We start from the raw sequence: 12,608 nt of genomic DNA on the forward strand, positions 1-12,608 counted from the left end.
ACACTGCCCCGCTCCTGCGGGGCTTTTTCATTGCTCCAGGTCCTGGGCCAGCTGCTGCAGCAACGGGCCGCAGTCCTGCTCGATCTTGAGGGCCAGCAAATCCTCGGAGCGCATGCGGCCCTGGTTGATGGCGGCCACCAGCTTGCCCTGGGCCACGGCCTCATGCACGAAGCGCAGGCCTGAATACACCATCAGCGAAGAACCGGCGACCAGCAGCCCGCCGGCCTGCTGCAGCATGGCGCGCACGGCCTGCACCCGCTGGCTGGGCACGCCTTCCCCATAGAACACCACATCGGGCTTGAGCACGCCGCCGCAGTGCGGGCAGGCCGGCACGTCGAAGCGGCTGAAGTCGCGCCCCTCCAGGTCGGCATCGCCGTCGGGCGCGGCCTGGGCGCTCAGGCCGGCCCAGCCGGGGTTGCGCTGCAGCAGCATGGCCTGCAGCGCGGCGCGCTCCATGCCGGCGCCACAACCCATGCAGCGCACGGCGGCAATGCGGCCGTGCAGGTCGATGACACCCTCGCTGCCTGCCGCTGTATGCAGGCCGTCCACGTTCTGGGTGACCAGACCGGCCATCCATCCGCGCTGCTGCAGCAGCGCCAGCGCCTCATGGGCCGGGCCGGGCCGGGCCTGCGCCATCACGGGCCAGCCCAGCAGGCTGCGCGCCCAATAGCGCTGGCGCGTGGCATGGCTGCCCATGAAGGCCTGCAGCGTCACGGGCTGGGGCCGCTTCCACTGCCCCGCCGCATCGCGGTAGTCCGGAATGCCCGAGCCTGTGCTGCAACCTGCGCCCGTCAGCACCAGCCAGCGCTGGCCAGGGCGCAGCAGGGCACGCAGCGCCTGCGCGGCATCCTGCACAGGCGGGGACAGGGAGGGCGATGGTGCAGCAGTCATGGGAGCACAGCATAGCGATCCATGGATGGCTTGGTGCGGAAACACCGTGTTGCATTCAGCGCCAGGGCGCAGCGGAGACAATGGCTGCATGCCCCACGCACATGCCACCGCCCCCGTCCCCAGCAACGCCAACGGCCCCCACATGCTGACCCGCGCCGGACTGGCCGCCGCCCTGACTGCCGCTCTGCTGGCCGGCTGCGCCTCCCGACCTGCGCCCACGCCGGTGCCAGCGCCAGCTTCCGCTGCGGCAAACTCCACGGCTGCGGCCGCCCCTGCCGCCCCTGCCGCGGCGGCACAGGCCGGCCCGGCCGCAGCGCCTGCTGCCGAGGCAAGCGGCGCGCAAGAGGCGTCCCAGCAGGCCGAGGCCGCCAGCTTCGAGGCCTGGAAGCGGGACTTTGCGCGCAAGGCGCTGGAGGCCGGCATCTCCGCCAAGACCGTGAGCAGCGCGCTGGAGCCGGCCCGGCTGCAGCGGCGCGCGGTGCAGCTGGACCGCTCGCAGCCCGAGTTCACGCGCACGCCCTGGCAGTACCTGGACAGCGCCGTCTCGGCCCAGCGCATTGCCCAGGGCCGCACCAAGCTGCGCGAAGCGGCTGCACCGCTGCAGGCGGCCAGCCAGCGCCATGGCGTGCCGGCCGAGGTGATCGCCGCCATCTGGGGCATGGAAAGCAATTACGGCAGCAACTTCGGCAACTTCCCCACCGTCGATGCGCTGGCCACCCTGGCCTTCGACGGCCGGCGCGCGGCCTGGGCTCAGAAGGAGTTGCTGGCCGCCCTGCGCATCATCGACAACGGCGACATCGACGCGGCCCACATGATCGGCTCCTGGGCCGGCGCCATGGGCCATACGCAGTTCCTGCCCTCGGTCTTCCTGGCCTATGCGGTGGATGCCGATGGCGATGGCCGCCGCGACATCTGGGGCAGCCTGCCCGATGTGACGGCCTCCACGGCGAACTACCTGGCCCATTCGGGCTGGAAGACGGGCGAGCCCTGGGCCGTCGAAGTGCGCCTGCCGGCAGGCTTTGACCATGCACGCGCCGAGACCAGCGTGCGCCAGGACAGCGCGCAATGGGCGGCCGAGGGCGTGCAGGCCGTGGACGGCTCCGCCCTGCCCGCCATGGCCGATGCCAGCGTGATCGCACCGGCCGGCGCGCGTGGCCCGGCCTTCATGGTGGGCGCCAACTTCCGCACCATCCTGCGCTACAACAACTCCGTGAATTACGCATTGGGCGTGGGCCTGCTGTCGCAGCAACTGGCCGGCGGCCCGGGCGTGCAGGCGGCCTGGCCACGCGATCTGGCCCCGCTGTCGCGCGAGCAGTTGCGCGCCTTGCAGGCCGCGCTCAACGAACGGGGATTTTCGGCCGGCACGGCCGATGGCGTGATGGGACCAGCCACGCGCGCGGGCCTGCGCCAGTTCCAGCAAAGCCAGGGCCTGGTGGCCGACGGCTATCCCACGCTGGAGCTGCTGCAGAAACTGCAGCCCTGAACGTTCACCCGGCGGCGCTGCCCGGCTCCGGGTAGGTGACGTCCAGCACTTCCAGCGTGCGCACACCTGCGGGGGTGGGCAGGGCCACCTCGTCGCCCACACGGGCCTTGAGCAGGGCGCGCGAGACGGGTGCGATCCAGCTGACCTGCTGGCGTGCGCTGTCGGCCTCGTCGATGCCCATGATGGTGATGGTGCGCTCCTCGCCTTCGTCATCGACGTAGGTGACGGTGGCGCCGAAGTAGATCTGCTCGCTGCCGGCATGCACGGAGGGATCGACCACCTCGGCGATCTCCAGCCGCTTGGTCAGGAAGCGGATGCGCCGGTCGATCTCGCGCAGGCGCTTCTTGCCGTACAGATAGTCGCCGTTCTCGGAGCGGTCGCCATTGCTGGCCGCCCAGTGCACGATCTCCACGATGCGCGGGCGCTCGTTGTCGATCAGGTCCAGCAGCTCGCCCTTGAGCCGCGCGAAGCCCTGGGGCGTGATGTAGTTCTTGCCGCCCGGCGGCAAGGGCGGCAGGCCGACTTCATCATCGTCGTCGCCGTCGGATTCCTTGGTGAAAGCCTTGCTCATAGGGAGCCGATCTTCACACAGATCACCGCAGCAGGCGAAGACGCCGCACAAACCTCGACACCAACTGAGCACAAACGAAAAAGCCTCAGAACTTTGCAGTTCTGAGGCTTGTCGTTTTGGTGCGGCTGGCAGGAATTGAACCCACGACCCCTTGGTTCGTAGCCAAGTACTCTATCCAGCTGAGCTACAGCCGCCAAGCTTCGAATTATAGCGTGCTTTTTGAAAGCCTACGGAAAACCATGAAAATATCGAAAAATAACCGTTGACCAGCGCCTGAACCATGGCCACGACCACCGTGCGGGCGCCTGAAACGAAAAAGCCTCAGAACTTTGCAGTTCTGAGGCTTGTCGTTTTGGTGCGGCTGGCAGGAATCGAACCCACGACCCCTTGGTTCGTAGCCAAGTACTCTATCCAGCTGAGCTACAGCCGCCAAGACAACGATTGTATATCAATTTCCGGCCTCTCCGCAAAAATTGCAACCATCGCAAACTCCTGGCCCCGTGGCGCACCGCGCTGGCCTATATTGGCCGGTCGCGGATGCAGGCCCTGCCCTGCACCTGCGCGGGAGACAAACACAGCGAGCGGCCCGCTGCAGCGGCGGGAACGACAAGACATGACAGACAACCGCGCGGCCACGCAGCCGCAACCGCCCGAGGGCGCCATGTGGGGGCAGCTGTTTCGCCGCAGCGCCCGCCCTGCCCTGAGCCTGCAGGGCCAGATCCGCGAGATGCTGGTCGATGCCATCCTCTCGGGCATCCTCGCACCCGGCGAATCCATTCCCTCCAGCCGCGAGCTGGCGCGCCACCTGGGCGTGGCACGCATCACCGTGGTGCTGGCCTACCAGCAGCTGGCCGAGGAAGCCTTTTTGCTGAGCCGCCAGCGCAAGGGCCACTTCATCCATCCCGACGTACTCAAGGGGCGCACGCCGGGCGGCGCTGCGGCCAGCAGCCCCCCTGGCGAAGGCCGCCGCACCGACTGGTCGCGGCGCCTGTGGCTGCTGCCCAGCCAGCAGCGCAGCATCGTCAAGGAAGAGGACTGGCAGCGCTACCCCTATCCCTTCCTGTACGGCCAGTTCGACAAGGAGCTGTTTCCCACGGCCGCCTGGCGCGAATGCTGCCTCAAGGCCCTGGGCGTGCTGGACATACGCCAGTGGGCGCCCGACCAGATCGCGCGCGACGACGAGATGCTGATCCAGCAGGTGCAGACCAAGATCCTGCCCAGGCGCGGCGTCTGGGCCTCGGCCGACGAGCTGATCATTACCGTGGGTGCGCAGCACGCCCTCTACATGGTGGCCGACCTGCTGATGCGCGAGGGCACGGCCGTGGGCATCGAGGAGCCCGGCTACCCCGACGCGCGCAACATCTTCAGCAGCCGCACTTCACAGGTCATCCCGCTGCCGGTGGACGGCCAGGGCCTGCCGGTCACGCCGCTGCTGCGCCAGCTGGACTACCTCTACGTGACGCCCAGCCACCAGTGCCCCACGGGCGTGACCATGCCGCTGGCCCGGCGCGAGGCGCTGCTGGAGATGGCCGAGGCGCACGACATCATCCTCATCGAGGACGACTACGAGAGCGAGAGCAGCTTCGACGGCCAGCCCATCCCGGCACTCAAGAGCCTGGACCGCAGCAACCGCGTGATCTACGTGGGCAGCCTGTCCAAGAGCCTGGCGCCGGGCCTGCGCGTGGGCTACATCGTGGCGGCGCCCGAGCTGATCCGCGAGCTGCGCGCACTGCGCCGGCTCATGATCCGCCACCCCGCCACCTTCGTGCAGCGCACGCTGGCCATGTTCATCTCCCTGGGCCACTACGAGGCCCAGCAGCGGCGCCTGGCCCAGGCGCAGAAGGAGCGGCACGCAGCCCTCACGGCCGCCATGGCCGAGCATGCGCCCGGCTGCCGCATCACGCCCGTGCGCGGCGGCGGCTCGTGCTGGGTGCAACTGCCCGACCACATTCCCGTCGATGCCCTGGCGCAGCGTGCCGCCGCGCACGGCGTGCTCATCGAGCCCGGCGATGTGTTCTTCGCCCGCCCGGGCACGCCCGGCAGCTACATGCGCATGGGCTACCAATCCATACCCGCCAACGACATCGGCCAGGGCGTGAAGGCCCTGGCCGATGCGATCCGTGAGGAGCAGCCCGAGAAGTAACGCCAGGAATGGCCGGGACCGGCCCTGCCGGTCCCGTCGCCCCTGGGTCAATACTTCTGCGGCTCGGGCCGCGCAGCCTCGGACAGCGATGTCACCACGGGCGCCACGCCGCGCTGCAGGAACTGCCGCACGGCGTAGGCCAGCAGCAAAATGCACAGGCTGGCCACGCCCAGCGCCAGCGGCGTGCGCTGCTCGGGGATGAAGGCCATGGCGATGACGATGGACAGCATGCCGAAGATGGCGAACCAGGTCAGGTACGGATAGCACCACATGCGCACCTTGAGCTGGTGGGGCGCCTCGCGCTCCAGCCGGGCGCGCAGGCGCAGCTGCGAGATGGCGATCAGGATGTAGACGAAGATCGCCACCGTGCCGTAGGAGTTGACCAGGAAGGCAAACACCTTGTCGGGCGACACATAGGACATCACCACGGCGCCGTAGCCGAACAGCGTGGCCACCAGGATGGCCCGCGTGGGCACGCCATTGCGGCTGACCTTGGCCAGCGCCTGGGGCGCGTCGCCGCGCCGCGTCAGCGCGAACAGCATGCGAGATGACGCATACAGCCCCGAGTTGAGCGCCGACAGCACGGCCGTCAGCACGATGGCATTCATGATCTGCGCGGCGGCCGGCACGCCCATGGTGTTGAGCGCGCTGACATACGGCGTGGCAATGCCGCCCGCATTCCAGGGCACCAGGCAGGCCACCAGGAAGATGGAGCCCACATAGAACACCAGCACGCGCGTGATCACCGAGTTGGTCGCCTTGGCCACGGCCTTCTGGGGCTCGGCCGTCTCGGCGGCGGCAATGGTCACGATCTCGGCGCCGAAGTAAAAGCCCGTGGCCGCCACCGCCCCGGTCAGCACGGGCACGATGCCGTTGGGCATGAAGCCGCCGTTGCCGGTGAGGTTGCCGAAGTGCATGCCCTGCGAGGCGGGCGTCAGGCCCAGCACGTAGACGCCGGCCACGAACAGGAAGACCACGATGGCCGCCACCTTGATGGAGGCGAACCAGAACTCGAACTCGCCAAAGGACTTGACCGACACCAGGTTGGTCAGCGTCAGCATCACCAGCAGCACCAGGCTGATGCTCCAGTTGGGCACATCGGGCAGCCAGTAGCGCACCAGGTCGGCTCCGGCCACGGCCTCCAGCGCCACGACGATGACCCAGAAGTACCAGTACATCCAGCCCGTCAGAAAGCCTGCCAGCCGGCCCACGCCGGGGCGGTCGCGCCAGGCCTCTCGCGCAAACTCGTAGAACGAGCCTCCCCCGGGCATGGAGCAGGCCAGCTCGCCCAGCATGCGCATGACCAGGACCACGAGCAGGCCCGTGATGAGGAAGGAAAGAATCGCGGCCGGCCCGGCCGACTTGATGACGACGCCGCTGCCCACGAACAGCCCGGCGCCGATGACGCCACCGAGGGCGATCATGGTCATGTGGCGTTCCTTGAGCCCGTGCGAAAGCCCCGGTGAAGAGGCGTGCTGATTTCCGATCATGTCTTGTCTCCTGTTTTATTCAGGCGCCACGGCTGATGCTCTGTTGTGGTGGCTGCGCAGGTGCGCGCCTTGCCGTGGCGTATCCGGTGTTCCCGGTGGCACGGGGCCGCAAGGCCCCGCGCCGTCAGGCGGCCGCCACCGGCGGGCGGTCCTTGCGGAAGGCGTTCTTCACGGCGATCTTTCCGTCCTTGAAGGTGAAGACATCCACCATGCGCGCTTCCACGCGCAGGCCGTCGGCCTTGGTGCCCTTGAAGGTGCTCTCGGACACGCCACGGTCGCCCTGCACGAAGTGGTCTCCATCGAGCCAGGCCGCATCGGGAAAGGCCTGCCAGGCCATCTGGAAGCCCTCGCGCACCGCCTGGCGGCCGATGAAGCTGCGGCCCATGAGGTCGGGGCCGGCCACGGCGTGGAACTCGCATTCATCGGCCATGAAGTCCATCAGGGCCTCGATGTCGTGGCGGTTCCAGGCCTCGGCGAAGCGGGCCAGGAACTGTGCGTCGGGAGGGTTGGTGTCTGCGCTCATGCTGTCTCCTTGTCTGTGGTGGGTCCCACGGCGCCGGGCCCGGGCAGGGCCGCCGCGCCGCGTCATCGAAATGTCGATGGGCCATGGTAGGTAGCAGGCACACGGACCCGTTAGAACCAGATGCCATCAATCGTTAGGTCCAGGCGCGCGCACCGGCCGCCGCTGGCTCTATCGAAAGCTGGGCTGTGGCGCTAACTGGCTCCATGGCCTGCTGGCTATGCTGATTCCATCGTCGGTGCACCGCCTTGCAGGGCTCGCCGGCACTGGCCCCATTCCACCGAATCCATAGCAAAAAGCGGCAGATCCCAAGCCGCCGCACCAGGAGACATCCGCCATGAAAGCCGAGGACATCCGCCCCAGCCACCTGCGTCCCTACGACCCTCAGTACGACCCGCTGGTGGCTGCCAGCCCGGGCCACGGCACGGGCTATGCGCCCACTTACTGGGTCGGCACGGCGGGACGCCCGCCAGACGATGACGGCCCGGTCACCGGCGACATGGACGTGGACGTGGCCATCGTCGGCTCGGGCTTCACGGGCCTGGCCACGGCCCTGTTCCTGGCGCGCGAGCACGGCATCCGCGCCGTGGTGCTGGACGCCAACCAGACCGCCTGGGGCTGCACCAGCCGCAATGGCGGCCAGGGGCAGAACGCCAGCGGGCGCCTGTACCGCTCGCAGTGGATCGCACGCTGGGGCAAGGACGTGGCGCTCAAGCTCGACGCCGAGATCCGCGAGGGCTTCCAGACCTTCAAGGACCTGGTGGCCGAATTCCCCGAGTGCGAGCCCCAGCCCGGCGGCCACCTCTACATCGCCCACCGCGAAAAGAAGCTCGATTTCCTGCGCAACGAGACCCAGATCATGCGCGAGGTCTTCGGCTACGACGCCCGCATGCTCAGCCCCGAGGAGCTGCGCCGCGACTATGTGAACGACGCCGACAGCCACGGCGCCATGCACGAGCCCGACGGCATCGGCGTGCACCCGCTCAAGCTGGCCTTCGGCTACCTGCGCAAGGCGCGGGAGCTGGGCGTCAAGGTGCACCCGGCCAGCCCGGTGCTGGGTGTCGAGACGCGCAACGGCGTGCACCATCTGCGCACGCCCGGCGGCACCGTGCGGGCGCGCGCCGTGGGCTTTGCCACGGGCGGCTACACCAGCAACGCCCTGCATGGCAGCCTGCGCTCCAAGATCATGCCCATCCTCTCGAACTCGCTGGTCACGCGGCCGCTGACCGAGCAGGAGCTGGAGGCCACGGGCTTCAAGACCACCCAGGTCATCACCGACACCCGCACGCTGCGCTTTTACTACCGCCGCCTGCCCGACAACCGCGTACAGATCGGCAGCCGCAGCGCCGTCACGGGTGCCGATGCGCCCAACCCCATCCACATGGCCAAGCTGGTGGACGGCCTGCACCGCAAGTTCCCGGCGCTCAAGGGCATCACCATCGACTACTCCTGGTGGGGCTGGGTCGATGTGAGCCACGACATGATGCCGCGCGTCTTCCAGCCCGATCCGGCCCAGAGCATCTTCTACGCCGTGGGCTATGGCGGCAACGGCGTCTCCTTCTCGGCCCACGCGGGCCGGCGCATGGCCGAGCGCATCGCAGGCCGCCAGAGCAAGACCTTCGAGCTGCCCATCTACAACTCGGAGCTGGAGTATCCGAACGTCTTCAACATGGTGCGTTCGCCCGCGTTTGCGCCGTTTCGCCGGCTGGGGCAGCGGTTCCTGTACCACTGGTACTACATGCGCGACGAAAAGCTCTGAACCCCAACCGATTGCTGCTTGGGCCGGCCTCCTGCAGGGGGCCGGCCCTTTTTTTCAGCAGCGCCGGGGGCAGCCACCTGCTACCGGTTCCGCATCCAGTCGGCCGTGTTCATGAAGCTGGCCTTGAGGCGCACGCGCAGCTCCTCAGGCACGCCGGTCTCGCCCATGGCCTGGTCCATGCAGGCCACCCACTGGTCGCGTTCCAGGATGCCGATGGAAAACGGCATGTGGCGCATGCGCAGGCGCGGATGGCCGAAGCGCTCCTGGTAATGGTCCGGGCCGCCCAGCCAGCCGCACAGGAACCAGAACAGCTTCTGGCGCGCGTCGGCCAGCGTGCTGCCATGGGCGGCACGCAGTTCGGCATAGCCGGGCTCCAGGTCCATCAGATCGTAGAAACGGTCCACCAGGGCCTGCACCCTGGGCTCGCCGCCGATCCATTCATAGGGGGTCTGGGGGGCGTTGTTCTGGGATTCCTCTGACATGGCGAAAAGCGGCTGACGGCTGAGTGAAACCCGCGATTGTCAGGCATGTGCCATGTCCGTGCCCGTACCGGTATCCGTGGAGGCCCCGGCACGCAGGAACCCGTACACCGCCAGCGCCGTGAGCACCGTGATGCCCGCCAGCACATCCAGCAAGATGCCAAAGGCCTGGCCATAGGCCGCCAGCACGGCGGGTCCAGACAGGCCGGGCAGCAGGGCCATGGCCTCGGCGATGTTCCCCGTCACCAGCAACTGCGCCGCGCGGCCGGTGGCATGCACCGCCTGGGGCGCCTGCACCGCCTGGGGCGCCTGAGCTGCCAGGGCCGACAGACGCCATGCCAGCAATGCAGCCAGCCCCGCGCCCACCAGCGCCAGCGCCATGCCTTCGCCCGCCACGCGCACCGTGCTGAAAATGCCCGTGGCCATGCCGGCGCGCTCGCTGGGCACCACGCTCACGGCCAGGCCATCCATCAAACCCCAGGGCAGCCCGATGCCCAGGCCGATCAGTAGCAGCGGGGGCGCCATCTGCGCAAAGGCCGTGCCCGGCGCGCACCCGCCCAGCCACAGCAGGCCCGCCGCGCACACCAGCAGCCCCGCCAGGCACAGCAGCGCGGCCGAAACCCAGCGTGTGAGCCAGCCCGCCAGCAACGGCACGAACAGCATGGGCAGGGACAGCACAAACATCAGCTGCCCCGCCTGCAGCGGCGCCATGCCCTCCACGCCGATGAAGCGCACCGGCAGCAGCACCAGCAGCACCACGAAGGCATAGGCCGGCGCACCCGCCAGCAACTGCACGCCCACGAAACGCGGATAGCGAAACAGCGACAGGTCCAGCATGGGCTGCCCCGTGCGCTGCTGCACGCGCCGCTCCACGGCCACAAAGGCCGCCAGCGCCAGCGCGGCACCGGCCAGCGGCAGCAGCGCCGCCCCGCTGGACCAGCCCGCCTCCGGCCCCTGCAGCACGCCCCAGGTCAGCAGCGCCAGGGCTGCGGTGAACAGCAGCGCACCGGCCCGGTCCAGCCGCTGCGCCTTCGGGTTGCGCGACTGCGGCATGCAGCGCAGCCCCAGCACCAGCGCGGCCAGCGCCACGGCGGCCACGCAAAGCACCACGCCGCGCCAGCCCGCCACGCCCAGCAACCAGCCCGACAGCAACGGCCCGAAGGCCAGGCCCACGCCGAACGACGTGCCCACGCCACTGAAGGCGCGCATGCGCGCCGCTCCATCGAACACCTGGGCCAGCGCCGCCGTGCCGCCCGCCAGCGCGGCCGCCGCGCCCAGGCCCTGCAGCGCACGCAGCAGGTTGAACACGACAATGGCCCCCTGCCCGCCCAGGCAGGCCTGGGCCAGCGCACTGGCCAGCACCACGCCCAGCCCGGTCAGGAAAACGCGCCGCCGCCCGTGCAGATCGGCCAGCGCGCCGGCCGCCATCAGCGTGGCGCCAAAGCTCAGCATGAAGGCATTCGTCACCCAGTTGAGCGCCAGCGGCCCGCCGCCCAGCGCCTCGCGCAGCGCAGACAGGGCCACGGCCGGCCCGGTAAAGCTCAGCGGCATCGCCAGCGCCGCAAGGCACACCGACAACAGCACCCAGACCGGGGACGCATGCGGACGCGCTGTACCGTGGAGCGCAACCGGTGCGCGGGAGGAAGTCAGGCAGGAGGACATGGTTGGCAAGGCTTTCGCAATTTCCCGGCCGCACATGGCCAGGCATGCATGAACGATAAAAGCGCTGCAATGCCGTGAAAATAGGCGCCAGACTCCCCACACTCCCAACCCCAGGCTGGCAATCGACATGGACAGCTTCAGCGGACTCGAATCCTTTGTGCGTGCAGCCGACCTGCTGAGCTTTGCCGAGGCCGGGCGCGCCCTGGGCATCTCGGCCTCGGCCGTCGGCAAGAACGTGGCGCGGCTGGAACAGCAACTGGGCCTGCGCCTGTTCCAGCGCACCACGCGCCAGGTGCGGCTCACACAGGAAGGCGCGCTGTTCCATGAGCGCTGCCGCCGCATCCTGGATGAACTGCACGATGCGCGCGCCACCATGCAGGCCGCCGCCGAGGCGCCGCGCGGACGGCTGCGCGTGAGCCTGCCCACCATCGGCTACCGCTTCCTGCTGCCTGTGCTGCCCGAGTTCCAGGCCCTGTACCCGGAGGTTGACCTGGACCTGGACTTCAACGACCACCTGGTGGACGTGGTCGAGGCCGGCCTGGACGTGGTCATCCGCAGCGGCGAACTGGCCGACTCGCGCCTGGTCGCGCGCCGGCTGGGGCCGTTCCGCTTCATCCTGGCCGGCTCGCCCGCCTACCTGGCGGCACGGGGCATACCGCAATCCCCCGCCGAACTGGCACAGCACAGCTGCCTGCGCTACCGCTTCCTGAGCAGCGGCAAGCTGGAGGAATGGGTGCTGCCCGGCATGCCGCCCCACCTGCCCGCCGCCCTGGTCTGCAACAACATGGAAGCCATGCTGGGCGCGGCCGTGGCGGGCATGGGGCTGGCCTATATGCCGGACTTCCTGGCGCGGGATGCACTGGGGCGTGGCGAACTGCAGCGGGTGCTGGCGGAGGACCTGACGCACACGGGGCAGTTTTCGGCGCTGTGGGCGTCGAGTCGGCAGTTGTCGCCTAAGGTGAGGGCGTTTGTGGATTTTGTGGGGGAGAGGCTGTTCAAGGAGTCTTGAACGGGGCCGTCCCCTGCTGTTGCTCGTTCTTGTCCCTGCTGTTGCTCGTTTCTGCCCCTGGTGTTGCTCGTTTCTGCCCCTGCCGGGTGGTTGTTTTTCGAGGCCGGGTCTCGGCCCGGCGGCCGACCTACTTTCCTTTGTTTCGCCAAAGGAAAGTAGGCAAAGCAAAGGCGACCCGAATGTCCGCGACCCTCCGCCTCGCTGCGGGCAACCTGCGTCGTGGCGGTTGCGGGGTTCGCTGCGGAACTCGCTGCGTTCACTTCGTGAACTCCGCTCAGACAACCGCAGCGAGTCAGTTGACGAAGCAGTCCTGTCCTTCGGCAGGACTGCAACCCCGCAACCACCACGCCGCAGGCGCTGACATACGGGGAGTTTTGACGGGCCGTCGCTTCGCTCGGCGCCAGTTTCACGCCGAGCGGAGCGATGGCGCCGGCTGTTGGCTGTTGGCTGTTGGCTGTTGGCTGTTGGCTGTTGGCTGTTGGCTGTTGGCTGTTGGCTGTTGGCTGTTGGCTGTTGGCTATCCCTCAGCCTCCCCCCTCCCCCCTCTGCCCACGCCTGCGTTGGGCGGGATGCGGGGTGGCAAGCCTGCCGAAGGACAGGC

The 12,608-nt window shown here is 68.7% G+C and carries 10 protein-coding genes and 2 tRNA genes; 4 read left to right on the top strand and 8 right to left on the bottom strand.

What is annotated here, in order from left to right; translation table 11 throughout:
- Window positions 1-27: 27 nt before the first annotated feature.
- A complete protein-coding gene (locus ACF8ME_RS07630; RefSeq protein ID WP_392415922.1) occupies window positions 28-891 on the bottom strand; it encodes an NAD-dependent protein deacetylase in 864 nt (287 codons plus the stop codon).
- Between the two features lie 88 nt (window positions 892-979).
- Here ACF8ME_RS07630 and ACF8ME_RS07635 point away from each other — a divergent pair, with 88 nt between their 5' ends.
- Window positions 980-2,374: a lytic murein transglycosylase gene (locus ACF8ME_RS07635; protein ID WP_392415923.1), complete on the top strand. Its 1,395-nt coding sequence runs from the start codon at window positions 980-982 to the stop codon at window positions 2,372-2,374.
- A gap of 4 nt (window positions 2,375-2,378) precedes the next feature.
- On the opposite strand, the gene greB is transcribed toward ACF8ME_RS07635, so the two are convergent.
- The 3 genes from greB to ACF8ME_RS07650 all read right to left on the bottom strand — a co-directional run bounded on the left by greB (window position 2,379) and on the right by ACF8ME_RS07650 (window position 3,375).
- The gene (gene greB / locus ACF8ME_RS07640; protein ID WP_016450306.1) at window positions 2,379-2,945 is read right to left on the bottom strand and encodes a transcription elongation factor GreB; all 567 of its coding nucleotides are present in this window, start codon (window positions 2,943-2,945) and stop codon (window positions 2,379-2,381) included.
- 117 nt (window positions 2,946-3,062) lie between these two features.
- Window positions 3,063-3,139, bottom strand: a tRNA-Arg gene (locus ACF8ME_RS07645).
- Window positions 3,140-3,298: 159 nt separating this feature from the next.
- A tRNA-Arg gene (locus tag ACF8ME_RS07650) sits at window positions 3,299-3,375 on the bottom strand.
- 183 nt (window positions 3,376-3,558) lie between these two features.
- Here ACF8ME_RS07650 and ACF8ME_RS07655 point away from each other — a divergent pair.
- Window positions 3,559-5,088 (top strand): PLP-dependent aminotransferase family protein, encoded by a 1,530-nt coding sequence (locus tag ACF8ME_RS07655; RefSeq protein WP_160853319.1) that lies wholly within the window; start codon window positions 3,559-3,561, stop codon window positions 5,086-5,088.
- Window positions 5,089-5,135: 47 nt separating this feature from the next.
- On the opposite strand, the gene ACF8ME_RS07660 is transcribed toward ACF8ME_RS07655, so the two are convergent.
- On the bottom strand, window positions 5,136-6,578 hold the full coding sequence (locus ACF8ME_RS07660; RefSeq protein WP_016450754.1) for an amino acid permease: 1,443 nt from the start codon (window positions 6,576-6,578) through the stop codon (window positions 5,136-5,138).
- Window positions 6,579-6,702: 124 nt separating this feature from the next.
- Entirely contained in the window at window positions 6,703-7,101 is a 399-nt protein-coding gene (locus ACF8ME_RS07665; RefSeq protein ID WP_016450755.1) for a nuclear transport factor 2 family protein, read from the bottom strand.
- Window positions 7,102-7,435: 334 nt separating this feature from the next.
- Here ACF8ME_RS07665 and ACF8ME_RS07670 point away from each other — a divergent pair, with 334 nt between their 5' ends.
- Window positions 7,436-8,857, top strand: a complete 1,422-nt coding sequence (locus ACF8ME_RS07670; RefSeq protein WP_392415925.1) for an NAD(P)/FAD-dependent oxidoreductase — start codon at window positions 7,436-7,438, stop codon at window positions 8,855-8,857.
- 80 nt (window positions 8,858-8,937) lie between these two features.
- On the opposite strand, the gene ACF8ME_RS07675 is transcribed toward ACF8ME_RS07670, so the two are convergent.
- Together ACF8ME_RS07675 and ACF8ME_RS07680 are read right to left on the bottom strand one after the other, a co-directional pair.
- Entirely contained in the window at window positions 8,938-9,339 is a 402-nt protein-coding gene (locus tag ACF8ME_RS07675) for a group II truncated hemoglobin (protein ID WP_016450756.1), read from the bottom strand.
- A 39-nt stretch (window positions 9,340-9,378) separates the two neighbouring features.
- Window positions 9,379-10,887, bottom strand: a complete 1,509-nt coding sequence (locus ACF8ME_RS07680) for an MFS transporter (RefSeq protein ID WP_392415928.1) — start codon at window positions 10,885-10,887, stop codon at window positions 9,379-9,381.
- Window positions 10,888-11,125: 238 nt separating this feature from the next.
- Here ACF8ME_RS07680 and ACF8ME_RS07685 point away from each other — a divergent pair, with 238 nt between their 5' ends.
- On the top strand, window positions 11,126-12,007 hold the full coding sequence (locus tag ACF8ME_RS07685; protein ID WP_047473008.1) for a LysR family transcriptional regulator: 882 nt from the start codon (window positions 11,126-11,128) through the stop codon (window positions 12,005-12,007).
- Window positions 12,008-12,608 lie beyond the last annotated feature (601 nt).

Origin of the sequence: Delftia sp. WSY_7, assembly GCF_043104845.1 — a bacterium.
Classification (GTDB): domain Bacteria; phylum Pseudomonadota; class Gammaproteobacteria; order Burkholderiales; family Burkholderiaceae_C; genus Comamonas; species Comamonas tsuruhatensis.

Bases quoted from the DNA above. Each gene is read 5' to 3' on its own strand.
- ACF8ME_RS07630 (WP_392415922.1), bottom strand. From the start codon at position 891: ATGACTGCTGCACCATCGCCCTCCCTGTCCCCGCCTGTGCAGGATGCC.
- ACF8ME_RS07680 (WP_392415928.1), bottom strand. From the start codon at position 10,887: ATGCCGCTGAGCTTTACCGGGCCGGCCGTGGCCCTGTCTGCGCTGCGC.
- greB (WP_016450306.1), bottom strand. From the start codon at position 2,945: ATGAGCAAGGCTTTCACCAAGGAATCCGACGGCGACGACGATGATGAA.
- ACF8ME_RS07675 (WP_016450756.1), bottom strand. From the start codon at position 9,339: ATGTCAGAGGAATCCCAGAACAACGCCCCCCAGACCCCCTATGAATGG.
- ACF8ME_RS07685 (WP_047473008.1), top strand. From the start codon at position 11,126: ATGGACAGCTTCAGCGGACTCGAATCCTTTGTGCGTGCAGCCGACCTG.
- ACF8ME_RS07660 (WP_016450754.1), bottom strand. From the start codon at position 6,578: ATGATCGGAAATCAGCACGCCTCTTCACCGGGGCTTTCGCACGGGCTC.
- ACF8ME_RS07635 (WP_392415923.1), top strand. From the start codon at position 980: ATGCCCCACGCACATGCCACCGCCCCCGTCCCCAGCAACGCCAACGGC.
- ACF8ME_RS07665 (WP_016450755.1), bottom strand. From the start codon at position 7,101: ATGAGCGCAGACACCAACCCTCCCGACGCACAGTTCCTGGCCCGCTTC.
- ACF8ME_RS07655 (WP_160853319.1), top strand. From the start codon at position 3,559: ATGACAGACAACCGCGCGGCCACGCAGCCGCAACCGCCCGAGGGCGCC.
- ACF8ME_RS07670 (WP_392415925.1), top strand. From the start codon at position 7,436: ATGAAAGCCGAGGACATCCGCCCCAGCCACCTGCGTCCCTACGACCCT.